This is a genomic window from Phyllobacterium sp. LjRoot231 (assembly GCF_964253365.1).
In the GTDB taxonomy this organism is placed as follows: Bacteria; Pseudomonadota; Alphaproteobacteria; order Rhizobiales; family Rhizobiaceae; genus Phyllobacterium.
This window is the reverse complement of the sequence record NZ_CAXUQT020000001.1, coordinates 2,644,840-2,667,931: the sequence shown is the minus strand read 5'-3', so window position 1 is coordinate 2,667,931 and position 23,092 is coordinate 2,644,840. Positions and strand designations below refer to the sequence as shown.

General features: G+C 55.3%; 25 protein-coding genes and 2 pseudogenes. 16 read left to right on the top strand and 11 right to left on the bottom strand.

Annotated elements, in window-relative coordinates; genetic code table 11:
* Positions 1 to 31 precede the first annotated feature (31 nt).
* Positions 32 to 1,627 carry an alpha/beta fold hydrolase gene (locus ACSQ3H_RS13175; protein WP_436117472.1) on the top strand — a complete coding sequence of 532 codons (1,596 nt, stop codon included), beginning with the start codon at positions 32 to 34 and terminating at the stop codon, positions 1,625 to 1,627.
* 70 nt (positions 1,628 to 1,697) lie between these two features.
* On the opposite strand, the gene ACSQ3H_RS13170 is transcribed toward ACSQ3H_RS13175, so the two are convergent.
* Positions 1,698 to 1,928, bottom strand: coding sequence for a CorA family divalent cation transporter (locus ACSQ3H_RS13170; RefSeq protein WP_436117471.1), 231 nt, complete (start codon positions 1,926 to 1,928; stop codon positions 1,698 to 1,700).
* Positions 1,929 to 2,131: 203 nt separating this feature from the next.
* On the opposite strand from ACSQ3H_RS13170, the gene ACSQ3H_RS13165 reads away from it, so the two are divergent.
* The 4 genes from ACSQ3H_RS13165 to ACSQ3H_RS13150 all read left to right on the top strand — a co-directional run bounded on the left by ACSQ3H_RS13165 (position 2,132) and on the right by ACSQ3H_RS13150 (position 4,396).
* Entirely contained in the window at positions 2,132 to 3,232 is a 1,101-nt protein-coding gene (locus ACSQ3H_RS13165; protein WP_436117470.1) for a helix-turn-helix transcriptional regulator, read from the top strand.
* Between the two features lie 209 nt (positions 3,233 to 3,441).
* On the top strand, positions 3,442 to 3,819 hold the full coding sequence (locus ACSQ3H_RS13160) for a nuclear transport factor 2 family protein (RefSeq protein ID WP_436117469.1): 378 nt from the start codon (positions 3,442 to 3,444) through the stop codon (positions 3,817 to 3,819).
* A complete protein-coding gene (locus ACSQ3H_RS13155) occupies positions 3,777 to 4,148 on the top strand; it encodes a hypothetical protein (RefSeq protein WP_436119555.1) in 372 nt (123 codons plus the stop codon). The genes ACSQ3H_RS13160 and ACSQ3H_RS13155 overlap by 43 nt, the downstream gene beginning before the upstream one ends.
* Positions 4,145 to 4,396, top strand: a complete 252-nt coding sequence (locus ACSQ3H_RS13150; protein ID WP_436117468.1) for a DUF1127 domain-containing protein — start codon at positions 4,145 to 4,147, stop codon at positions 4,394 to 4,396. The genes ACSQ3H_RS13155 and ACSQ3H_RS13150 overlap by 4 nt, the downstream gene beginning before the upstream one ends.
* Positions 4,397 to 4,457: 61 nt before the next feature.
* Here the strand turns inward: ACSQ3H_RS13150 and ACSQ3H_RS13145 are convergent, their stop codons facing one another.
* On the bottom strand, positions 4,458 to 4,835 hold the full coding sequence (locus tag ACSQ3H_RS13145; RefSeq protein WP_436117467.1) for a hypothetical protein: 378 nt from the start codon (positions 4,833 to 4,835) through the stop codon (positions 4,458 to 4,460).
* 535 nt (positions 4,836 to 5,370) lie between these two features.
* Here ACSQ3H_RS13145 and ACSQ3H_RS13140 point away from each other — a divergent pair.
* Entirely contained in the window at positions 5,371 to 5,601 is a 231-nt protein-coding gene (locus ACSQ3H_RS13140) for a DUF4167 domain-containing protein (RefSeq protein ID WP_436119440.1), read from the top strand.
* On the opposite strand, the gene ACSQ3H_RS13135 is transcribed toward ACSQ3H_RS13140, so the two are convergent.
* Entirely contained in the window at positions 5,497 to 5,838 is a 342-nt protein-coding gene (locus ACSQ3H_RS13135; protein WP_436119554.1) for a hypothetical protein, read from the bottom strand. The genes ACSQ3H_RS13140 and ACSQ3H_RS13135 overlap by 105 nt on opposite strands.
* Between ACSQ3H_RS13135 and ACSQ3H_RS13130 the strand changes: the two genes are divergently transcribed.
* On the top strand, positions 5,837 to 7,003 hold the full coding sequence (locus tag ACSQ3H_RS13130) for an SAM-dependent methyltransferase (protein WP_436117466.1): 1,167 nt from the start codon (positions 5,837 to 5,839) through the stop codon (positions 7,001 to 7,003). The genes ACSQ3H_RS13135 and ACSQ3H_RS13130 overlap by 2 nt on opposite strands.
* A 206-nt stretch (positions 7,004 to 7,209) precedes the next feature.
* Here the strand turns inward: ACSQ3H_RS13130 and ACSQ3H_RS13125 are convergent.
* Together ACSQ3H_RS13125 and ACSQ3H_RS13120 are read right to left on the bottom strand one after the other, a co-directional pair.
* Positions 7,210 to 7,569 (bottom strand): annotated as a pseudogene (locus ACSQ3H_RS13125) (LysR substrate-binding domain-containing protein); the annotation flags it as partial.
* Between the two features lie 501 nt (positions 7,570 to 8,070).
* Positions 8,071 to 8,295 carry a dodecin gene (locus tag ACSQ3H_RS13120; protein WP_436119439.1) on the bottom strand — a complete coding sequence of 75 codons (225 nt, stop codon included), beginning with the start codon at positions 8,293 to 8,295 and terminating at the stop codon, positions 8,071 to 8,073.
* Between the two features lie 373 nt (positions 8,296 to 8,668).
* Between ACSQ3H_RS13120 and ACSQ3H_RS13115 the strand changes: the two genes are divergently transcribed.
* The 3 genes from ACSQ3H_RS13115 to ACSQ3H_RS13105 all read left to right on the top strand — a co-directional run bounded on the left by ACSQ3H_RS13115 (position 8,669) and on the right by ACSQ3H_RS13105 (position 11,491).
* Entirely contained in the window at positions 8,669 to 9,649 is a 981-nt protein-coding gene (locus ACSQ3H_RS13115) for a ketopantoate reductase family protein (protein ID WP_436117465.1), read from the top strand.
* Positions 9,624 to 10,361, top strand: a complete 738-nt coding sequence (locus ACSQ3H_RS13110; protein ID WP_436117464.1) for a class I SAM-dependent methyltransferase — start codon at positions 9,624 to 9,626, stop codon at positions 10,359 to 10,361. The genes ACSQ3H_RS13115 and ACSQ3H_RS13110 overlap by 26 nt, the downstream gene beginning before the upstream one ends.
* A gap of 230 nt (positions 10,362 to 10,591) precedes the next feature.
* Entirely contained in the window at positions 10,592 to 11,491 is a 900-nt protein-coding gene (locus tag ACSQ3H_RS13105; RefSeq protein WP_436117463.1) for a hypothetical protein, read from the top strand.
* 120 nt (positions 11,492 to 11,611) lie between these two features.
* On the opposite strand, the gene ACSQ3H_RS13100 is transcribed toward ACSQ3H_RS13105, so the two are convergent.
* The 3 genes from ACSQ3H_RS13100 to ACSQ3H_RS13090 form a co-directional block, all read right to left on the bottom strand.
* Complete coding sequence (locus ACSQ3H_RS13100) at positions 11,612 to 13,393, bottom strand: B12-binding domain-containing radical SAM protein (RefSeq protein ID WP_436117462.1); 1,782 nt, start codon at positions 13,391 to 13,393, stop codon at positions 11,612 to 11,614.
* 141 nt (positions 13,394 to 13,534) lie between these two features.
* Positions 13,535 to 14,299 (bottom strand): SDR family oxidoreductase, encoded by a 765-nt coding sequence (locus ACSQ3H_RS13095; protein ID WP_436117461.1) that lies wholly within the window; start codon positions 14,297 to 14,299, stop codon positions 13,535 to 13,537.
* 238 nt (positions 14,300 to 14,537) lie between these two features.
* Entirely contained in the window at positions 14,538 to 15,434 is an 897-nt protein-coding gene (locus ACSQ3H_RS13090) for a LysR family transcriptional regulator (protein WP_436117460.1), read from the bottom strand.
* Positions 15,435 to 15,570: 136 nt separating this feature from the next.
* Here ACSQ3H_RS13090 and ACSQ3H_RS13085 point away from each other — a divergent pair, with 136 nt between their 5' ends.
* The 4 genes and pseudogenes from ACSQ3H_RS13085 to ACSQ3H_RS13070 all read left to right on the top strand — a co-directional run bounded on the left by ACSQ3H_RS13085 (position 15,571) and on the right by ACSQ3H_RS13070 (position 18,525).
* Positions 15,571 to 15,945, top strand: coding sequence for an Atu4866 domain-containing protein (locus ACSQ3H_RS13085; RefSeq protein ID WP_436117459.1), 375 nt, complete (start codon positions 15,571 to 15,573; stop codon positions 15,943 to 15,945).
* A gap of 142 nt (positions 15,946 to 16,087) precedes the next feature.
* Positions 16,088 to 16,417 (top strand): annotated as a pseudogene (locus tag ACSQ3H_RS13080) (SDR family oxidoreductase); the annotation flags it as partial.
* 440 nt (positions 16,418 to 16,857) lie between these two features.
* Positions 16,858 to 17,619 carry a helix-turn-helix domain-containing protein gene (locus ACSQ3H_RS13075; protein WP_436119438.1) on the top strand — a complete coding sequence of 254 codons (762 nt, stop codon included), beginning with the start codon at positions 16,858 to 16,860 and terminating at the stop codon, positions 17,617 to 17,619.
* A 159-nt stretch (positions 17,620 to 17,778) separates the two neighbouring features.
* Positions 17,779 to 18,525 (top strand): SDR family oxidoreductase, encoded by a 747-nt coding sequence (locus ACSQ3H_RS13070; RefSeq protein WP_436117458.1) that lies wholly within the window; start codon positions 17,779 to 17,781, stop codon positions 18,523 to 18,525.
* A 343-nt stretch (positions 18,526 to 18,868) separates the two neighbouring features.
* On the opposite strand, the gene ACSQ3H_RS13065 is transcribed toward ACSQ3H_RS13070, so the two are convergent.
* Positions 18,869 to 19,495, bottom strand: a complete 627-nt coding sequence (locus ACSQ3H_RS13065) for a hypothetical protein (protein ID WP_436117457.1) — start codon at positions 19,493 to 19,495, stop codon at positions 18,869 to 18,871.
* A gap of 253 nt (positions 19,496 to 19,748) precedes the next feature.
* Complete coding sequence (locus tag ACSQ3H_RS13060) at positions 19,749 to 21,599, bottom strand: adenylate/guanylate cyclase domain-containing protein (protein ID WP_436117456.1); 1,851 nt, start codon at positions 21,597 to 21,599, stop codon at positions 19,749 to 19,751.
* A 511-nt stretch (positions 21,600 to 22,110) separates the two neighbouring features.
* Between ACSQ3H_RS13060 and ACSQ3H_RS13055 the strand changes: the two genes are divergently transcribed.
* Both ACSQ3H_RS13055 and ACSQ3H_RS13050 read left to right on the top strand, forming a co-directional pair.
* A complete protein-coding gene (locus tag ACSQ3H_RS13055; RefSeq protein ID WP_436117455.1) occupies positions 22,111 to 22,380 on the top strand; it encodes a DUF982 domain-containing protein in 270 nt (89 codons plus the stop codon).
* 62 nt (positions 22,381 to 22,442) lie between these two features.
* The gene (locus ACSQ3H_RS13050; RefSeq protein ID WP_436117454.1) at positions 22,443 to 22,703 is read left to right on the top strand and encodes a DUF982 domain-containing protein; all 261 of its coding nucleotides are present in this window, start codon (positions 22,443 to 22,445) and stop codon (positions 22,701 to 22,703) included.
* 184 nt (positions 22,704 to 22,887) lie between these two features.
* On the opposite strand, the gene ACSQ3H_RS13045 is transcribed toward ACSQ3H_RS13050, so the two are convergent.
* Positions 22,888 to 23,034: a hypothetical protein gene (locus tag ACSQ3H_RS13045; RefSeq protein ID WP_436117453.1), complete on the bottom strand. Its 147-nt coding sequence runs from the start codon at positions 23,032 to 23,034 to the stop codon at positions 22,888 to 22,890.
* Positions 23,035 to 23,092: the final 58 nt, after the last annotated feature.

Here is a 23,092-nt window from a genome sequence, read left to right as displayed (position 1 = left end):
GTACCAACCGCCAGGAAGGGGGGCAAATGTCATGCTCGCGATCCGGTTTAGGCGGTGTTTGCGGCCGCGTTCTGCAAAATCAAGCCAATTCCTTCTGATCTTCTTGTTGACCATGGCAGGTCTGGCCGGATCTGCCTATGCCGAAGGGAAATTCGAACAGACGAGTTGCTGGTTTGCTCTGCCGCGAGATCGCGACATGAAGTGCGGGCACCTGACCGTCCCCGAAAATCGCAGCAAGACAAGCAGTCGATCGATCAAGCTGCCAGTGGTCATTTTCGAACCCGAGCGAATGCGGCACGAGCCAATTGTTTACCTGACCGGGGGACCAGGTCAAATGGCCATGATCGACAACGAAGGAGACATTGCCCAGTGGTGGAGTTTCATCGACAACGGCCCATGGTTGCGCGGCAGACAGCTTGTTGTGGTGGATCAGCGGGGTGTCGGACGCTCGGAACCATCGCTGGATTGCTCGGCGCATTACACACCGTCGGTATGGAGCGAAATCGTCTCCAGGGTCGATGAAGTGATCGAATTTGATTTGGCGCAGAAACGCGAAGTTACAGCGTGCCGCGATGCCTTACTGAAGAAGGGCATCGACCTGACGGCCTACAACACAATTGAAAACGCTGCCGACATCCATGATCTGCGCGTCGCGCTCGGTATCGAAAAATGGGTGTTGTACGGCATTTCGTACGGAACGAAACTTGCCCTCCAAGTGCTGGAAGATCATCCCGAAGACATTATCGCTGTCGTACTCGATTCAACGCTTCCGCCTGATGTGGTATATGTTGACCAGGGCTCCAACAGTCTCGACAGCGCGTTAAGAACGCTCGACAAGGATTGCAGCAAGCACTCGGGCTGTTCAAAAAATTTTCCAAATCTGATGACGATGATCGGCGGGATAGTGCGGCAACTCAATGCGCAGCCTGTGTTGCTTCGGCTAGAGGAAGACGAAGGATCGGCCCGCTTCATACGGGTGTCGGGCGACGATTTTCTCGAGCTGATATTCAACCAGTTCTACAACCGGGATGCGATCGAAGTGCTGCCGCAGTTGATCAAGGATACAAGCGAACAGGATTACAGGCTGCTCGTTGAAATGCTTGGTGGCGATCTGTCCGGGGACGACAGTTCCGACTTTGCGGATGGGATGCATCTTTCGATCGTGTGCAATGACGGCGTCTCTTCCTCCGCGCCAACCGCAAATTTCCCCCTCTTCGACGACTGGGCAGCGGATAACATTTATACATGGGCGTGCCCGCTTTGGCCGTCCGCAAAACCCGTGAAAACTCACAAATCGCTCAAGGCAAATCAGGTTCCGGTCCTGATCTTGTCCGGAGAGTATGACCCAGCCACGCCCTCAAAATGGGCGAAATACGTAGCAGGGAATACCGGAAGCAGCCAGCTTGTGGTTTTTCGTGGCGTAGGTCACGACGTAGTGGACACCACACCTTGCGGCGGGGATGTGGTCTCGGATTTTTTGAACAACCCAAAAGCTAGGGTTACGACATCTTGTCTGGACGAGATGGAAGGGCCACATTTTTTGGGTCCCGAGGAAGATTCGCCTCCGGAGTTGGAAGCTTCCACTGCCTCCCCCATGCCGAGGAAGCATTTAGTGTCGGGTCCGTAATTTCTCCGCAGTACCTTAATATATCCCTGAGATACAAGCCTGTCGACGTCTGCCTGTATTCGGTTTCACCCTAAGCGATACGATCACCTTCAATATGCGCGGTTTTCGCCACGACAAAAGGCTGGTCGTCGTAGACCTCCACCTTTGCCATTTGCCGGGGATTCAGCGCATCTTCGACCGCCAACTCGTGCAGCTTGAACTTTTTCTGGAGCGTTTCAAGTTCTTCCGGAGTGGGGTCAAGCAGGCCGATCCAAACGAATTCGCTGACTTTCTTCGGCGGGCCGGATTGTTCGATCGGCATTACTTCCACGCGTTTTCTCTGACGGTAAGGTACGATGCTACGACACCATATTGCCTCCGATGCGGCCCGCCTTGTCTCAAACAAGGGATTGGTCGCATGTCCGATTGGGTCACGAACTGTAATCGTATTGACTAGGCTCCCTCGAACTCGGAGGACTCGAAGTTTCCAATCCGCTAATATAAAGTCGGGGTTGGGGGATGGAGATGGGCGCGGCTTTCAATCTCGACGCAGTGAACGATGCTTTCGCCGAAGCGGCGGTCGATCCGACGCGCTGGGAAGCGGCAATGGATGTAGCAGCAACAGCTACTGGAAGCTTCGGGGCTATGCTCTTCGACATGAATGGTCATCTGCCCGGCGTACCGCGCAGTCGCGAAATGGGTCCAGCGTTCGAGACATATGTCAGGGATGGCTGGATTGACCGGGACGAGCGGTACAGCCTAGCACCTCTCATGGTGCGCCGAGGAGTTGTCAGCGAACTGGACGTTCTGACACCAGAGGAAATTGCCAAGCGTCCGTACTATCAGGAATTCCTCGCTCCTTTCGGTTTGCGGTGGTTTGCAGGCGTGAAGGTGGCGGCAGGCGACGACTTGTGGTGCTTGTCCATCCAGAGATCGATCCAGCAAGGCCCTTTTTCGCCATCCGAAATGCAGAGCCTTGCCGACTGCTCAAGGCAATTGGGTTCCGCGGCCGCGCTTGGGAGAATGCTGAGCTTCGCACGGGCCGAAGGCGCGATGGATGCATTCAGCGCAAGCGGCACGCCTGCAGTCATGCTTGACCGGAACGCCGCCGTGATCCTGGTGAACGAGCCTGCAGAGAAGATGTTCGGTAGAGACATTCAGATGACAGGCCGCCATTTGGCTTGTGTGGACAGGAACGCCACGGATGCCCTCCGGCGCGCATTGCAGGAGTTGCTGCGAAACCCAAACTCGCCAGCAATGTGGAGTCCTATCGCATTGCCCCGCCTTCAGGGCAGGCCCTTGCTGGCTTACCCGTCGCGTCTCGGGGGAAATACCTCAAATGCCTTCGCATCCTGTCACATTGTTGTCGTCTTTATCGATCCGGACACCTATCCCCAATCCCCGGCGACTGCCTTGCAGACCTGCTTCGGGATGACGGCCGCCGAGGCGATGCTGGCGCGTCGTATTTCATCAGGCGAAGAGTTGAAAGTCGCCGCGGATCACTTGGGAATCTGCTACGAAACCGCAAGGTGCCAGCTGAAGGCCGTTTTCTACAAAACCGACACCCATCGGCAGGCGGAATTGGTTGCGTTGCTTGCGAGAATGGCCGGCCACCTACTACATTGACGGTTGCGGGTGGTACGTTCGAAGCCAACCATTCTCGAGGTGATGTCTGTCGTACAGTGGTAAATGTCTACAAGCACGGTGAAAGGCAGTCGTTCGAAGAACAAAATATCCATAATATTTTGGGAAAGTTGTCGCCGAGGAAGGTCTCTCTCTAAACTTTGATCTCGTCGATTACAAACTGTAACCCGGGAGAATTGGAACGAGTATCGATGACCATGACGGATGAATCAACCATCGACACTTTGGAGGAGCAACTGAGGTTAGCCATGCTGGCTGGTGGCGTTGAGGCGCTGGAGTCCTTGCTCGCCGATGACATGACTTCCATCGACCACCTTGGTCGGCGGGCCGACAAGTCTCATGAACTTGAGGCCTATCGGACGGGAGTTCTCAAGCTTGATCAACTCGACGTTTATGATCGCATCATCAAGCCGATGACGAATGCAGCTTCGGTTTCCTTGCGCGCCAGAATTGGCGGAACCTATTACGGAGAAACGTTTTCGGCAAAAGTTGCCTACACCAGAGTTTGGGTTTGCCGACAGGGAGTTTGGACAGTGACTTCGATGCATTATTCCCTGGTAACGATTTAGTCGGCAATCACGCCACGCCATCTCTTATGGATTTCGCATGTGTTTTTCGGAACATCTGGGGTTCAAACGCCCACGCGCATGGTTCACCAAGGCCGAAGTTTCCCGAGACGTTGCACTATACAGGTGCCGTCGTTTTCACCTTGTCGGGCAAGGTGATTGATCGCCGTTGGTTATTCACCAAGGGTATCGCCGCAGAATTCCACTTGACGACATTGAACGACTATTCGAGCTGCGCATGGCAGATTCGACCGCTTTTCAGGATTTTCGACTTTAGTGCCGAACAAGCAGCGGTATTAGGCTCCTCTCAACAGGAGGAGATATTCACATGACCTATGAAGCACTCAACAGCAAACAACGTGGCACATTGCTCGAGTCAGGATACCGGGCCTACGATGATCGTATCTCGTGGAACGGGATGGGTGTGCTGACCAAAATATGGCAAGCATATATTAGTTATTGGTCTCACCGGGCAGGCCGCCAGCATGTCAACAAGCTCAGCGATCATTTGCTTGCAGATATTGGCGTCACCCGCCAAGAAGCGGAGGAACTTGACCGTCGAAGCTTACGAGACACTTAGGCTGGAGGCGGCACTCAGGGCCAGAGGCTCGTGCGCTTAGGTGTCCGCACCGTCTACATCCCTACTGTTTCCGGTCGGTATCAGCCCGTTCTTTTTCATCATTGTCGTTGAGTTGAGCCGATAGGTCCTCGCCAACATTTTCAGCAGATTGATCCGGTTCGCTCATTGATCGCACTTTATCTTCGGCAGTATCACACAGATGCTGCCAGCTTCGTGCCAGACTTTCTGCAGCTTCACGAAATTTCTCATCGGCGTCAGTTTGATCCATGAGCCGCAGGACCTCGTCAAAATCGCGAATACCTTTTTCTATGACCTCGTGCAGCCGTGCCGCTTGGTCAAGTGTGAGACTTGGGCGACCCAGCGCTTTGGGCACTTCTTGGACAAGATTCTGAACAAGGTCCGCATGCCCCTTCAATCTTGAACTCCATTCAGCTGCCATTTTTCGTGGTCCTCATGGAAAAGTCGCCACGATACTACTCGATGTCGACTCTATTTTCCAATACGGGCCTTGCTCCTCGGCTCGGTTCGCACAACTTGTAAAAGCCGCATTGCATACCCATATATGTGATGTCGACAAAGAGAGTTCGGCCAGTTTTGCAAGCCCTTTATATAGAGCGCAGACTTACCTTCCGTACCAATTCACAGTTTGATCGCTGCTATTTTGCAGCGCCCCCTCGCGTGCTCGCACTCGACATATTTTAACCGACGTGTAGCGCGGTTTTATCCGCAGCAACCAATGGACCAATATGCAAAAAACTGAATCTAAAATAGCCGTGATCAAGCCACGGTCATACGAACCAACCAATCAAAACTCGTTGTCAACGCGAACTACAGCCGCGTGGAAACCACAGCCCTCCGGGTTCACCCGAGAGGAAATGCGCGCGATCGTCGCGGAGCAAATTGACTAGACCTTGCCACGAATTCCCCAGACCAACGACGCTAAAGGAGTGAGCCGCCAAGCGGCTCAAGACATCATGAATACAAGCCAATCAAAACCGTCCACGGCACCGCGCGTGCAATCGCAGCGTGCCACCACGAAAAACATCAATGCGCGGTCAAATGGCCATCAAGGCGCGCACGTCAATTATGAACGCTATCTCTCACAGGCTCGCGACGAAGCGCGTATCGGAAACCAGATCGAAGCGGAAAACTATTATCAGCACGCCGAGCACTATTTCCGGATGATCCATCAGAATCCAAACTAATCGCTGAGCGTCCTCCCAGCGTGCCCAGGTGCGGGGCGACATGCCACCGAGAAGAATGCACGCTTCGGCATCGGCGAGACTCCAGACCTTGAACAGGGTGACCGTCGTACGCGCCAAGGCACCCCCTTCGTAAAGCGAAGCGGTCGGCTTACCTGAGAGAAGATAGAGACGCCGAACGCAAAGCTGCCACGCGTGCTCGCAGGAAATCACTGACTGCACTGAACGGCAGGTCGCCATGACGAAGCAATTTGCTTATTATTTTCTGCGGCACTTACTGAGATTTGCTGGCGCAAGCAAAGGGTATACACTCGCCTATTGCACACATGGGGGATGCGACATGCCCGATGCAGTTAGCTCTAACATCGCGCCCATGGAGGGACATGGCTTTTATAACCGGAACTCCTCTATGCAAGCAGCTGGAAACGCCAGCGCGCTGGCGCTCTGGGAAAAGGCGGCCCAATCCGTCGACTTAGGAGATGAGACGCTGGTCATAGCCGACTACGGCTCTTCGCAGGGCAGCAATTCAATGGAACCTGTTTCGACGGCGATACGAGTGTTGCGGGAACGAGCGGGCACCGAGCGAATGGTGGAGGTCATCCATACAGATTTGCCATCCAATGATTTCGCGTCCCTATTCACGACGCTTAACGAGGATCCCGCCAGCTACTTGCGTGGTACATCCGGCATCTTCCCGTCTGCTATAGGACGTACGTACTTTGAGTTGCTGATGCCGCCGGGGCGCGTTCATCTCGGCTGGAACTCTTGGACCATCCAGTGGATGAGCCAAAATCCAATCGATGCACCAGACCAGGTGTTCGGCATGCAGAGCAAAATCCCCGAAGTTCGTGCTGCTGTGATCGAGCAGCAGGCTCGAGACTGGCGACTTTTCTTAGAGCTTCGATCACAGGAGCTGCGTCCGAGCGGTCGCCTTCTGTCCCTGTTCCCCGGTAGCCTGCCGGAAAGGATTGGGTGGGAATGGCTTACAGGAGAATTGTGGGGAACATTTTGCGATATGAGGTCCGATGGCGTATTTTCCGACCACGAAATTTTGCGGATCAACGTTCCGACTGCACCGCGTCGACTTGTCGACATCCACGCGCCTTTTTCCGAAGGTGGGCGCTTCGCCGGGCTGGAGATCGAGCAGGCTGAAATCTTGGAAGGGCCAGACGTTCATTGGGGCGACTTCGAGCGTTCAGGCGATGCGGCCCAACTTGCCAGGGGTTGGACTGGAATGATGAGAGCCTTTTCAGGTCCAACAATCGTGAATTCAATCGATCCTGCGCGTGACCGTGTGGAGTTGGTCGATGAGATTTTTAACCGCTTCTCGGATCGGCTTGCGGCAAATCCACAGCGGCACGACCACTTTATTGCGATGGTGCTGTTGCGAAAGATTGGGGCGTGATCGGCATGCTCGACCTTGATGTTCAGTGCATAACGCAACCCCTGCCCATGCGGAAGCTGGAGATGGCGCGATGCGCAAACGCCATTTCCGGATATTTCGGAGCTCGTTTTAAAGTCGATGTTCGTTAGGTGATAGGATTCGATTCCAACCGCCATTCAGCACGCGATGGCCGCTAAGACCAGCGACGAGGCGCAAAGTCCTGGTGTCTAGAGCTTACTGGACTTGCGAACATAGTCGACGAGCGCACGGAGCTTTAGCGGCTGTCGTTGCCGTTTAGGATAGTAGAGATAGAATCCTGAAAACGGCGGACAGAAAGTTTCCAGCAGCGGCACCAGTTCGCCCCGAACGATGTGGGATCGGAATGTATCTACCATGCCGAAAGTGATCCCGGCTCCAGCGCAAGCCATGCGGATCATCATCCCCATATCGTTGGTTGTCACCACCGGATCGACAGAGACATCGAAATCACGACCATTCTCGGTAAACTCCCAGCGATATGGCGCAGTGTCGGGACGCGGCCGCCATCCGATGCAAACATCGGTTGGTAGATCGCGGGGGTGAACGGGACACAACCGCGAACCCAGCTAACTCATGGAAAATATTGATAAATCGGCGGAGCCTGGTGATCCAAGAAATTTTGGTCCGTGTCATCCCGATTCCAAGTAGACAAAATATCCCCACACCTTCTTTTTTCTGTTGCCGCGTGTCTCACAGCCTTAGGGTCGCCTATGACCTGTGGAGTCGGCTAGTTTAAATTCGCCGGGTTCCCCATCCTTACGGCATAAGTTGACTACACACCCATAGCACAATGCTCAAAGCGCAATTTTTATGTCATCTCATCAATGTCGGGGGGGCTCGTGTTTCTCAGAGATCGTTGAACTCCCGATCGATGAAAGTAATGCCGAACAAGCACATAGCACAGGGCAAACCTCTGCAAACACATTCCGTCGGCGGTTGCCCTCCCGTAAGGTATCGGCTGGAGTCCGTTGCACTCCGGGAAAGACCGGGCATGGAGCGCTGTCTTGCAGCTGTCCTGATCGCCCCGCCGTCAGGGCCCCGCCCGCTCTTTAATCCAAGCGGAAGCCGGCTTTAAGGACGACTTGGAATCGGGCCACCTTGCCATCTTGGATGTGCCCCCTGATCTGATCGACCTCGAACCAGTCGAGTTGTCTCACGCTCTGGGATGCGCGCGCGATGGCGTTCTTGATCGCTGAATCAACCGAGTCGGTTGAACTGCCAACGAGTTCAATCTTTTTGTAAACATGATCCTCACCCGTGAGATCCTCCTCCAGGGCTGTTCTTGCCGTGGTTTCGGCATGTTCGACCCACACCGACATTCTGGGCCGACCAGGTGCAAATGTGAAGTTTCATTCAGCACTCTCTAATCCGTCACATATGAAATCGGTATGACATCTTATTCATGAGAGGCGCGTGTAGCTACGCTGGATTGAAGTCCGCAATGCGCGAAAGCAAGACTTACTCAGCCGAGACAGGTCCTATTGAAAGATCGCGTCAGCCACACGCTGATACCGCTGCGCCGCCATTGATCGATCTACTGGCGTCGTGCAACACAGGCACTGTAGGCCCCATTCGATCGTGCTCTAAGGCGGCAGAACTGCTATATTGATTTTATAGCTACGAGATTGTCGTCGGAGGGGGAGGACCATGCGGATCGCGTTCATGGGTTCGGGCGCTATCGGCGGCTATCTTGGTGCGCGACTCGCCCAGGCTGGCCAAGATGTCACCTTTATTGCGCGTGGTGCCCACCTCGAAGCAATGCGAAGCCATGGATTGCAGCTGGAAAGCCCGCTCGGCAACATCAACCTACGGCAGGTCACTGCTACTGAGACGCCTCGTGATATCGGCTATGTCGACGTCGTGATCTTCGCCGTCAAGCTTTACGACAGCGAAAAAGCGGCCGCAGCAATTGTGCCGATGGTCGGACAGGGAACGAGAGTGGTGACCCTGCAGAACGGCATCGACAGCGTCGAGACCCTTGCTCGATTTGTGCCGCCTTTGCAGGTTGTCGGTGGTGCCGCCTATATTTCAGGTTATCTCAAACAGCCCGGTGTGATCGTGCATGTGGGTGGCGCGACGCAGTTCCATATAGGGGGACGAAATGACCCGATCATCGGCGCGCTGCAAACTGCTTGCACCCAGGCTGGCGGCATTGGATTGCAGACGGTTGAAGACATCGATCAGGTGCTCTGGACCAAGTTCGTCACACTCTGCGCCTTTTCAGGTGCGACCAGCTTGATACGCGCCGGAATTGGATCGATCCTGACCGACCCTGAATCCCGGATATTCCTCGACCAGTTGCGGGACGAGGGCATGGCGGTGGCATCGGCAGCTGGCCATCCGATGCAGGACGGATATGAAGCGCACGCCCAATCGCTGTGGCAAAACCTACCGCCCGATACGCTTTCATCGAGGGCCAACGACCTTTTGCAAGGCAGGTCGCTGGAACTTGCATGGCTTTCGGGGGGGACGCATGCACGCGCTTGGGAACGAGCTTGGCGTACCGACGCCGGCGCATACTGCGGTTTCGCGCGCTGCATTTATACGCAAAGGGCACCGAACCTTAACTGCAAGGCGGACCCTTTTTTGGGGAGGGAAACTAATGAAAACCGATCAAAGTTTGGTTGAAAGCGCTCCTTCGATTAGCACCGACGATGCACAAGCCATGTTCAATAAACACTTGGCGACTTACCGGAAGATCGTCGGCGAAAACCTCATGTTTCATCATGAGGTCTATGGCTTGCTTCATAACCTGCTCTCCCAAGAAATGCTGAAGCCGTTCAAGTTTCTCGATGTCGCTTGTGGGGATGCAGTCGCCTCAGCGGCGGCGCTCAAGGGAAGCGCCATCGACCACTATTACGGGATCGACCTCTCGCTGCAGTCATTGGAGCTTGCAAGAGAAGCGCTGAAGTCCTTGCTATGTCCTGTCGACCTGCGGTGTTGCGATTTCGTCGAGGCAATGGCCGACTGGTCCGATTCCGTAGACGTCGTGTGGATTGGAATGTCGCTTCATCATCTGCAGTCGGAAGGAAAGGTCCGACTGATGAAAAATGTGCACGATACATTGACCCGAAGTGGTCTGTTTTTGATCTGGGAACCCACCCTCCTTGAGGGGGAGAACCGGGCCGAATGGCTTGATCGATTTTCGACATATCGGATCGTATGCGCCGCAATAACCGACGAGGAATTTGCGGCGATGGAAGCTCATATGAGGCTGGCCGACTTCCCGGAATCGGCCGACACCCGGAAGGCGATGGGCCGTCAAGCCGGATTTTCCCATGCCGAACAAATATTCCTGATGCCCAATCGTTTCGGGAGAGTCTTCCAATTCTGGAACTAACATCGCGTTCGCAGTACTAAGCTTCCCGTATGATCAATTCACGTGTTGGTATGGGATTTCTCCATTGTGGAGATGATCCCGTTAACGCCTGACAGGAATTTTCGATGCATGTCGCAGCATTTGACGTGCGACCAATAGGATCGGGCTTTCGCCCTCTCCCACTCAACCAAGAACCATTGAGGCTCGACACGCGTTTTAATTCAGACGCAACCATTGTCGAGCCGCGCCTCATGGCAAACAAAGTCAATGATCATCCTCCGCCCGAAACTGAAACGCCCGGTGTTGCAGCTGCATTTCCTTATGACCGGATGACGGTGGAACGCTTTCGCGAGGCGTTTCCTCGGGCAAGATGGAATGACGAGCACAAAGCCTGGTTTGTCCCTGGCAAAACGGCAGAGCGCCGGGTCGACCGCTGGCTCGCGCGTGAGGCCGAGCAAGTGGGTGTCTATGCGGATATCAAAGGGCGCGACGCCTATGAATTCGATCCAATCGCAAGTCCCTACCTCGAGGTGGCCGACGACATGCGGATCCGAACGCCCTATTCGAGGACCGTCCTTGCCGCGTTGCGAAAAATTCCGTGGTCCCATTGGGACGACGACCTCAGGGCGTGGCGGATTCCGTTTCGATCCTATGAGGAACTTCAGCAGAGATGGCAGATAATTGAGGCGGCGGCTCGCCGCAACGAACCAGAGGAAAGGAAGCGAAGACGCGAAGCGGAACGAAACTCTCCGGAGCAACGGCTCGCCCGACTTCGGTCTGCAGAGCAGCGGCGGCGGAGGTACCCGCTTGCTGTCGAAGATGAACTCCCGCCGATCGACCGACCAGTGACAACGAAGCAATACGGCATCGTTGTCTTCACCGAGTTCGCTGGGGAACTCGCGGACGATTCCACATTGGTCACTTTCTACCCGCACTCTGTCTCTGATGGGTTCAGTTACATCTGGGGAACGTGGCGCACAGCGACGTTGTCCGAACTTGTCGCGACTTGGCCCGCGCGGCAGGATCCGGAGCCGAAAGATTTCTCCAGAGGTTGGTGGCGGCCAACCCTAAGCGAACTTCGCGAAGCGCGTCACAAAGCAAGATCCCTGGAGCGTCGCCGACAAGTGCGTTCGCCAGCTGTCGATACTTGACGGACCTGAATACTTGCGAAGAGTGGCCGTCCTTCATTCGGAGACACCATCCTGACCGCCTTGGTGACTAAAGTCTCGTTTCAGTTCCACCCACTCTGCAGCACCGCAAACACGGGCGCGTCAGATGGCTCGACCTGGGTGTGTCAGCCGCGCGATCTTTTTCATATGGTTCACCGCCGCGCTGCCACCCGTCGTTTGGGTAAAGAGGTCAAGTTTCTCGTCGCCATCAGCACCGACGGCCATCAAAGCCCGATCCAGGTATTTCCTTGAGTCCGGGCTTTGCGAGATGAAGAGTGCCGTCGAGACCAGCCGGACAATCGTAGCGGCGAGGATGACGTGCTTGGCAAGAGTTCCCCAAACGAAGCTAGGCCAAAAGATCAAGGGATTTTCCCGTGGCATTTCGGGTCGTCTTTCTGAGGGACGTTTCAAACGCAGGATGCCGCTCTGCAATGGATGCACGTGCTCGAGATGGACCATCGTGGCGAAAGCAACAAGCACCTTGACAAGACTGCCCACCGGAACGCCAGTTGCAATCGCACGACGCAGCAGGGTCTTCATGTGTTTCGGCGTGTAGTAGAGCGACCACGCCTCCCGATAAATGGCCTCCCATTCACGCTTGCTCATCTTGGCGTGGGCAGTGCAGACATGCTCTACATCGTAGATGTTGAGATCGGTGTCCATCTCGACGCCGCTTTTCCACAGGACCTGATGATCCTCCGATCCCGGCAGCGGTGTAAGGCAGAAAAACTCAATGACATCGATCGGGAGCTCTTCTTGAATGATCGCAATATCACGTCTGATTGTTTCGGGCGTGTCCGCGGGAAAGCCGAGGATGTAGCCAGCCAGCGTCATGATGCCCTGACCCTTCCACGCCAGCAGCATCCTGCGGTATTCGGTGATCTTGTTCTGGGCCTTCTTTGCCGCAATGAGGTTGTCCGGGTTGACGTTCTCCAGTCCGATGAAAACGCGGGTGACACCAGCACGCTTCGCCTTCTCCACGAAGTTTTCGATCCTGTGGCAGAGCGTATCGACCTGGATCATCAAACCAAGCGGGATTCCTTCCTTCTCTTTCAACGCTATCAGCCGATCAAAGATCGCTTCCCACTCTTTGTTTCGCGCGAAATTATCGTCGGTAATGAAGAACTTGTGGATGCCATGCGCCCAGTTGAGGCGCACCAGCTTCTCGACATCATCAGCCGAGCGGAAGCGCGATTTGCGTCCCTGGACATTGATGATCGTGCAGAATGAACATTGATAGGGACAACCGCGTCCGGCATCGAAGCTCGCGCTGAGGCCGAGTGTGTGCTCGATATAACGTTTGGGCAGGAACGGTACGGGGGCACCTTCAATACCAGGCAGATCATTCATGAAATTGTAAAGCGGTTGCAGACAGCCAGACGCAGCATCACGCAGGACGGTCTCCAGCCGGCCTTCGGCCTCGCCGGCAAACATGGCAATGCCCATCTTGCGACATGCGTCGAGCCCGACAGCGCTTCCATCAAGCATGGCCAAGCAACCCGACACGTGAAAGCCTCCCATGGCGACGGGCAGCGATGCATCTCGGAACGGGCGGGCAATATCGAGGGCGCGCGGATATTGATTGGACTGGACACCAATCAGAGCGACCATTCCAAAATTGTCGTTTCGCCGAAATTGAGCCAAGAGCACCGGAATATTGACACGCGTATTGGTCTCGTCAATGACCGTGATATCAATGGCAATATCCGAACCGAGTACCTCACGATTTGCGCAGTCAACGGCAATGCCGTAAAGAGCAGCGAGCGAATTCGAGGGAATCATGGCTCGCCACCAACGGATCACATATCCGTTGTCGTCATAGTGCGATGGTTTGATCAGAATCAGCTGGAAGCGTCGATTTCTAGCCTCTGAAACATGTGACAAATCAATCTTTCGGGGTTGGCGGAGATTCCGCAGCACTTCCGCAACTCACGCCAGTCGGTGCTGATAACGCATAAGCAATTTAACCGTATCGTACTTTCCGGTGAATGTCTTGCAGAAGACAATAGATTGTCACGCGCGCGGCTACCAACACATAAAACCGCCATCCACGACGAGATCGATACCAGTTACGAATGATGAAGCCCGGCTTGAAAGGAAAACGGCAGGACCGACTATTTCTTCGGGAACTGCCAGGCGGCCCATGGGAGTGTCCCGTTCGAATATTTTCACCTGATCAGCGACTTCAGCTCGACGGTTCATGGGTGTCAGCGTGTAGCCCGGGCTGATCGAATTGACCCGGATACCTCGATCAATCCATTCCATCGCCAGGCTTTTTGACAGGTGGATAACCGCAGCCTTGGATGAGTTGTAGTCGGCTTGTTTCAAATCACGATTGACTATCGAGCCTGACATTGAAGCAATGTTAATGATGGAGCCCCTCTTTCGGGGAAGCATTACGCGTGCTTGCGCTTGGCAGGACAAAAAAACACCCGTTACATTTACATCATAGACCCGTTGCCAGTTCTCCAGTGGAAGCGTCTCGGCATCTCCGCCAGCACCAACACCTGCGTTGTTGACAGCAACCGTCAAAGAGCCAAGCTCGTTTTCTATCAAATCGATCGCTCCCTTCAGGTCCGCGGCAGAGGTTACGGTGCCTTCGAGCGTTAAGGCTCGGCGGCCAAGAGCGCGAATTTTATCCGCCGTTCCGTTCAAACCGCCGTTTGAGAGATGGCCAAAGCAGGCTACGTCGGCTCCAGCCTCGGCCAAACCAATCGCAATAGCCTGGCCGATGCCGCTGCCCGAACCCGTAACCATCGCTACTTGTCCTTTAAGGTCGAACAATTCCATCGATCTCTTCCCTTCGTCAGAATCCTGCCTTCGGCGATAGCTGAACTGAAAATGACTATAATCTACATGGAAAAAAGTCGCGTCGGTGTTCTAACGCGCTCTGTCTCAAAAAGTCCGATTTCAACGTATTGAATATCCACCTTGCGCCAAAAGTCGACCTTCGCTTGTTGGATACGATCCGATACTAACCGCAACAGACACGTTACTGGACCAACGACGAGGCACAAAGTCCTGGTATCTAGAGCTTACTGGACTTGCGAACATAATCGACGAGCGCACGGAGCTTTAGCGGCTGTCGTTGCCGTTTAGGATAGTAGAGATAGAATCCTGGAAACGGCGGACAAAAAGTTTCAAGCAGCGGCACCAGTTCGCCCCGATCGATGTAGGATCGGAACGTATCTACCATGCCGAAAGTGATCCCGGCTCCAGCGCAAGCCATGCGGATCATCATTCCCATATCGTTGGTTGTCACCGCCGGATCGACAGAGACATCGAAATCACGACCATTCTCGGTAAACTCCCAGCGATATGGCGCAGTGTCGGGACGCGGCCGCCATCCGATGCAAACATGGGTCGGCAGGTCGCGGGGATGCTCGGGCCGGCCCCGACGTGCCAGATAACTGTACGATGCAATGGCGCACTGTTTCTGTTGCGATGAGACGGGCACTGCGATCATGTCCTGCTCGATCACCTCTCCAAGCCGGACGCCAGCATCGAAGCCTGCTTCAACGATGTCGAATTCATCGTCGGTGATGGTAATGTCGAGTTTTATCTCCGGATAGGTTTCCAGAAAGCCAGCGAGGATCGTACCGGACAGGAAGCTTTCAGCGATTGTGGATACGGTGATCCTCAGGATTCCGCTTGGACGGGTCTGCGTCTCTCGCACAGCCTGCAGAGCATCTCGGACCTGCATGACCGAAGGGCAAACAGCTTCGTAGAACGTCGCGCCGGCTTCGGTTAAACGAACACTGCGGGTCGTGCGCTGAACCAGAGCCACCCCGATCCGATCTTCGAGACGCTGCAACGCCTGACTCACCGCAGAGCGCGTGACGCCGAGCCGCTCGCCTGCGACGCGGAAATTCCGCGCTTCGGCCACTGCCAGAAATACTGAAATGCCTTCGAGATCATCCGCCATTGGTTAGATAACCTAAACAAGCTGTCTTGGATTGGCAAATCGATACCGACAAACAGAAGGTTTATTTTCGTAGTCACGATCGATTGGCGACGCGGAGACCGAGATCGCTCACTCGTTCAAACCAAAGGAGCAGACCATGCTGACACAGCCCAACAACGCAGCACTCGGTCTCGTGATCGCGTTCACGGCAGTTGGCGCGGCAACCGCGTCAGCATCAGGAGAAACCGCGAACCGAGCCATATCGGCCAAACAGCGTGCAAGCGAGAAAACAATGTCACAGCATCCTTATGTCGGCATGTGGGTCACCGATGATGGCCATGTTCGCCACGAACTCCTTCCCAATGGCCGTTATGACGAGGCGCGCGGCCAAATGGAGAGCGCCTATCGGGGTCGTTACGAAGTGTCCGGCAATCATATCGAGTACTGGGACGATACGGGCTTTACCGCCGACGGCGATTTCGTCGATGCCAACACCCTTCACCATGGCGGCATGATCCTTCGCCGCAAATGACGGCTTAATGCGCTGCGCGCAAACTTTGACGCTTGGGCGGAGGTCAGCTCAGTGCCAATTTCCCCACCTGACGCCGAGCATTTCCCTGCCTCACCGCTCGCTTCCGGCGGGCAAAACACAAAACGGAGTATAGAATGTCCAAGAGATCATCAACCTCTCCTCAATCGGTGGTCACAGCGTGTCCCCTACAGCCGCAGTCTATTGCGCTACCAAATTCGCGGTCCGCGCGATCTCTGATGGACTGCGTCAGGAAACCGATCAAATCCGCGTAACGATAATCTCTCCCGGCACGACGACATCGGAACTCGCTGACACGATAAGTGATCCTACGGCTCGAGACGCGATGAAAGCTTGGCGCGCAATCACGATAAGCCCCGAGTCCGTTGCCAATTCGATCCTTTACGCCGTCAGCCAACCGGAAGACGTTGACGTAAGTGAGATCGTCATCCGGCCAACTGCCAGCCCCCATTGAGCTTAGTTACGCGGTGCAATCCAAAGAGTTGAGCTGCTGATGCCACTCAACACACCACCATCACTCACTACTCTGGCGAAAAACTGAACTAATGGTTCCCTGGTTGGGCGGCCATTCTCGCTATAGTCCCTGTTTCCGTAGGTTCACGGTCTTGGCCCGAGACCATCGCACCCGCGATCGGTCGGGGCCACAGCGATTTTGGCAGCTCCGTAATTGCTTTTGTTGACCCTAGCTTGTTAGAACATCCACCAGTGACTTGCTCGAGTGATGTTCAAGATCCTTTAACGCCTGGAGGCAATATCCTGGTCCCGGAGCGAACGTCCGCAGAAAATTTGCGACGACATATCCACGGCAGATTGCTTGCTGGCAGCAGTGGCCAAGCATGGCGTGATGTTCTCGTCCATATCCTCTCCCATCAACAAGTGGGAGAGAGTTTGATCGTGCCAGCTGTGGCTGAACCGCTGATTGTTTGGATTTTGTCCGGATCCGCCATCATCGACGAACGCGAGCTCGGCGGCACCTGGATCTCCAACGAAGTGAAGGTCGGTGATTTCTTCCTGACCAATTCAGACACCCCCTACGAGATGCGTTGGCAGGTCACAGGACCAGAACGGTTCGAGGTGATGCATCTTTATCTTGGTTTGCCTATTTTCGAACAAGCCGTTGCTGAGACCCTTGGCACTTCGATCGAAGCGGTTCAAATTCTCGATATCTCCGGCAAACAGGACCGTATCCTCTCGCTCTTGCTGGAACAATTTCGCGTAGAACTGACGTCCGGGCACGATCCAAGTCCACTATTCGTTCAAGGCATCGCTCAAAGCCTGGCGGTGCATCTTGTCCGCAATTATGCGGTTTTGGACGAGAGGCGTATCAGCCGGCGCAACGCCCTCCCCGCTTTCAAACTGCGCCGGGTGACCGAACTTATGGCCGCTCAACTTGACAAGGAATTCAGTCTCAGCCAACTGGCGCGCGAGGCTGATATGAGCGTTTCCCATTTCAGCCGGCTGTTCAAGAAGGCGACAAGTTTTTCGCCTTCCCAATATTTCATCCAGCTTCGCATCCAGGAAGCGCAACGCTTGTTGCGTGAGACCGACCGCAGTGTGATCGATGTCGGACTCGATGTCGGGTACTCCAGCCCGAGCCATTTCGCGCAGGTGTTTCGGCGCACAGTGGGTGTCTCGCCGACAGAGTACCGCGGTTAACCGATCATCCCTTTTCGCGATGCATTTTTGAGCAAAAGTCCGACAGTTCGAGCAAGGCCCCGAGCGAGGGCCGATGCTGATCTTCCTAATGTGGTTACGTCAAAAGCAAGCCAGCCCATGGCAAACGCCGGGCGTGGCACAACCACGAAGGAAAGCATTATGACTATCAAGGGAAAAGTCGCGCTCGTAACCGGGGCGTCCAGCGGTATCGGCGCAGCAACTGCGCTCAAGCTGGCGGAAAACGGTGTCAAGGTCGGTTTGGCCGCGCGCCGTATCGATCGCCTGACGGATCTGCAAAATCAGATCCGTGCCATGGGCGGCACAGCCATCGCCATTGAAATGGATGTGGTGGATGAAGCCTCCGTCGCCGCCGGCGTTGAAAAACTGGCAAAGGAATTCGGTACCATCGACATCGTCTTCAACAATGCAGGACTGATGCCAATTTCGGACGTGGATAGTCTTAAAACCGACGAATGGCATCGCATGGTCGATGTGAACGTCAAGGGTCTCCTGAATACGACGGCTGCTGTACTGCCCTATATGACAAGGCAGTCCTCAGGCCACATCATAAACACATCGTCCATTGCCGGCCGCAAGGTGTTCAAGGGCCTGTCGGTCTACTGCGCCACAAAGCACGCGGTGACCGCTTTCAGCGATGGTTTGCGCATGGAACTGGCACCCAAGCACAGTATCCGGGTGACCTGCATCCAGCCTGGCGCAGTCGAGTCGGAACTCTTCGAACATATCTCCGACAAGGATTATGCGGACCAAATGGAAGATCTCAAGGGCCAGATGGAATTCCTGAAGGCAGTCGATATAGCCGATACGATCCTTTTCGCCCTCAATGCCCCCAAGCACGTGAACGTTGCCGAGCTCTTCGTTCTGCCGACACAACAGGCTTGGTAGCAACTCGATGGCAACACCTCTCCGGCGTCCAGCCGGAAAGGTTAGCCGCCGGCCTATTGAAGGAAACCTGCTTGCGACTTCACGGCCAAGGCTCTGGACGAGGTGAGCGGTCTGGCCGAGCTCTCGCCTATTCCCCACGATCCAGCCTAATCCCGAAGACATTTGGGGAAAGCGTGTGTTGGCACTCGCCACGGTCTATGACGCCGGCCGCGTCATTGCACTGTGCTCGGACCGAATCGGACACAGGTGTCGGAACACCTGAAAGGGCGGCCAGTCGCCGCTTTGAGGAGCACGGCCAGCCACTGCTATCGAGTGCTCGTCCTCTTTGCTTGCACTATTCTGGTCAATCGACCGCGAAACAATAAAAGAGTCCATCGCCTCCGGTAGTCTTGAAGGCCTCCAGCGTGCAGCCGCCGCGCGTGGTATGTGATGAATTCCACGACTTGGCCTCAGCGGAGTCGTTCAAGCCCGTGCGGTCACTGTGGCCGACGAAAGCGGCACCCTCCGAACCTCCCATCGTCCAGTTCCCGCAGGTTTCCGGCGCAACGGTACCGTCGCTCTTCGAACCCGTCAGGATGTCATGGCGGTTTGGTGTGTCACCGCGACCGTTGACCACTTCGCCTTTTTCATTGAGAGCAGTCTGTTTTGTCAGGGTATTCTTATCGCTGTGCAGAGACGCAACATCGTCGGCGATCTTTTCGCCCTTGGCGTTGTGCCAAGGTCCCTTGCCGATGCGATCTTTCGCGTTCTCCGTGTCCGTCGAAAGGTAGGCTTTCCAAGTCTTGCCTGTCGACCCAGCGGTTGTCGCGAGCTTGGCGCAGTAGGCGTCAGCACCAGCGAGGCCACCGAGGTCGCCGCCCTTTCCAGGATTCGCACTGGTGACGAAGAAACTCATGGCGGTGTCTTGTGCATGAAGCCCCACAACTGAATACGCCAAAGCCGCCGCCACCATTCCAAGCTTGAGTTTCATAGCGTTCCTCCCTGATACGCGTTTGAATCCCGAGCCAAACTATCGCGGGCCAGGATCGGTGTAAAATCGAAATCCCGTGATAGATTTTGGCCACAAATCACTATCAACGAGCATCTCCGGACCGAGAAAGTCCCCATATCGATCATAGGTGGCAGGGCGATGCGGATCAGCAGCAGCAAACTATCAAGCTTGTCACTCGGCTTCCTGCCACCCTCCGTATCAATTACACCTGTAAAATCAGTCCGCAGCGATGCTAGTTCTCCGGCAGCCCCGCCGTGGCGAGATCTGCAAGGTAGGTTTTGAGAAGCGGCTCGACGTATTGTGGCTGCTTCGTTGTCGGAAACACAGCTTCCTTCTGGATGGTCCAGTCCGGTTTGTCTTTGAGAAGCTTTGCAATGCTGGCACGTGCCTGGTCGAGCTTGCCGAGACGCGCGTAGGCTGCTGCCAGATTGATGTCCCATGGTGCTTTCATTTTCTGGAGCATGACCACGGAATCCGCCGGACGGTCGGCGAAATAATAGGCGATAGCCAGATTTCCGAAGTACCAGTCCATGTTCTTGGCATCGCGCCGGATCGAATCTTCCAAGTACTCGATCGCCCTGTCTGTTTTGCCGGCAGCGGCCAGATAGTATGCAAGGTCGGCGCGGGCCCAGGCATCATAGGGAACCAGGCTGGCCGCCGCCTCGGCCTCGACAACCGAGCGCGCGAAATCGCCCTCATGCCACTGGTACAAGGCCGTCATCACCCAGTGGCAAAACAAGGTCTCCAGCCGCGATTTATGTGGAATGGCCTGCGCCTCCGTACCGAGCCTCCACGCCAGTTCCGTATCGCGCCAGGGATCGTCGGTGCCGCCCCACCCGATATCATGAATGTAACTAAAGGCTATTTTCGTCCGCAACAGTGCGGAGTCGGGAAACTGCGCCAACCCTTCCTGCCAGATTGCGCGCGCCTTGGCGTTGTCTTCCTTGGTGAAGCGAAAGTACAACTGGTGGCCACGCAGATAGTAGTCGTATTCCTCCAGCACGGGAGCGGCTTTGCTCCAGGCGTCGGCTTCCTCCTTCTTCCTGATTTCGCCCCTCAACCCGGCGACGGTATCATTCACCCTGTTGGCCACGTTATCCTGCAAGAGGGCCACGTCGCTGCCCTCTTCGTCATAGCGATTGGCCCAGACATGTTCTCCCGTCGATGCATCGACGAGCTGGGCGGTGACGCGCACCTTATCGCCCGCTCTTCTGACGCTTCCTTCGATGACGTAGCTGACTTTCAGGTCTTCCCCGACCTGCTGCACCTTCATCGGCTTGTCATAGGCGAAGCTCGAGGAGCGGGAGACGACGCGCAGATCGGGAAAGGAGGACAGCATAGTGATGATGTCCTCCGCGATGCCGGAGCCGAGATAATCCTGGGCCGGATCGCCACTCATGTTGGCGAAGGGCAGGACCGCGATCGAGGGCTCGCGCGCCATGGCCGCAGGACGCTGCAGAGCGTACCAACCACCACCACCCGCAATCAGCAGAGCGAGGAGGCCGCCGACCGCGACGGCGGACCAATATTTTCCCTGTTTGACGGCGCGTCTCGGCAGTAACGGAATGCCATCAAACTTGACGCGGAAGGCCTGTATCGGTTCGGTGATGTTCTTGACCTTTTGCTCGCCCATTGCCTCAAAGCCGAAGGAGAGCTTCTTCTCCACTTCGCGTGCCACCTTGGCCGACACGCAGATGCCGCCGGGATCGGCGAGCTGTTCGAGCCGCGCGGCGATGTTGACGCCGTCGCCGTAGCAGTCGTCTCCGTCGATGATCACCTCACCGATGTTGATGCCGATGCGCACCTGAATGCGCTGGTCCTCTGAGATGTTAAGGTTGCGTTCCGCCAGGCCCCGCTGCAGGCACACCGCGCATTCGACCGCATCGACGACGCTGCCGAACTCCGCCAGGAGGCCGTCTCCCATAAGTTTGAAGATGCGGCCATGATGGCGGGCGATTTCGGGGTCGAACAGTTCTTTTCGCCCGGCCCTGAGACGCTCGAAGGTCCCCTGTTCGTCCTGCTCCATCAGCGTGGAGTAGCCAACGACATCGGCGGCAAGAATGGCAGCAAGCTTCCGGTCCATGACCGTCCCCTTGTTTGGGTCGAAGTTCCCCGCGCTCACAATAACACAAACTGGTGCAAAGGCGCGCTTTCGAACAGGTGGTTGCGGTTGGAGTTGTGTTCGCCTGGATCAACATGGTATCCGAAAAGATCACATCTCCATTTCCCGGAATCTGGCCCGCTAGTATGGATGGCGTGCTTTGTTTAGGCTCGTGGAAACAAGTTTTTGGTCGCTTGCGTCACTCGATCCGAATGATTTGACCGTCGTGCATTTCGAACACGCCGTTTTCGCCGCTTGCAATGAAATCCGCTTCAAACTCAGCCCATGCACCCATATAGCTGCCGCATGCACTGCAATGGATTGGCGTGCTCGGAGCCACGTCTCGGGTGAGGGTAAGATAGATAATTTGACAGGTTTTACATTCGAGTTGCTGTCCAGTTTTTTTCCCACATCCGTTCCCAAAGACAAAGCCAGACTCCTGAACCGTATGCTGATCATTTGGAACTGCAAATGATTTCCCGCGTTTCTGAGCATGCGCGCATTGCCCTTTCATCACGTGACAATCATGGCCCAACCTGGCGGGCAAATGCTGAACGTTGCATCGGTGGAAGAAGCCACGGAATTCCTTCTGCAGCACTGGCCCGACGAGAGAGGAAGAAAATACAAAGCCGCCCGTCAGACTTGTCTTGATGCACTGGGAGGCAGGGTTACCACGCGGCACGCGAGGTCCGCGTTCATAGCGGCGGCGAAGGAGGCTGATATCTACGTTAGAGAACGAACACCCACACCTGGTAATCCTTAGCCCAGCCATGATGGCGGCGACGTCTGCCGGAGCCGGAAATCCTCGTTGCGAGTTTTTCGGCCATGCGTAATTTGCCATTCCCATACGTGACGGTCCTCACTGGCGATGCCGATAAAACGCGGAATATTTCGTCTATCGATGAGGCGGCAGAATTTCTGTTGTACCACTGGCCGCTTCCAATCGGTGAAAAGCTTTCAGCAGCCCGGCAGGCTTGCATAGAGGCGCTGCACGGCAAAATCACTTGCACCCGAGCGCGCGACACATTTATCGAGGCTGCGAAGGAAGCCGATATTTATGTCGGTCAGCAGATTCTCAAACACTAGCTGCCGAGAAGTATCTCGCTTTACGTATAGAAATGCGCTCCGGCCCCTGTTGGCAGATTGAGGCGATGGCGTTCGGGCATGGTTCCCGCCATGGATGAGCGAAAGCCGCGCAGCTTTTGCACCTGGACATTTGCGACTGCCAGCTTGCAATGTTAACAAACTGACCAAGTTCGAAAGCGTTAAACTATGACGACTGGACCATCGCGACGGTAACCTCGCTGCCTGGACGATCTTTAGGTTTGATCGTCGATCGACCCTCGTTCAGGAGCTCTTCAACCATCTTGTCGAAATCTACTTCCGATCCGATGACAGGTTTGATTAACTCTGTCATGGCCTCAAAACTCATTCGATTTGGACCTATGACGATCTCACCGTTTGTATAGCTCGTG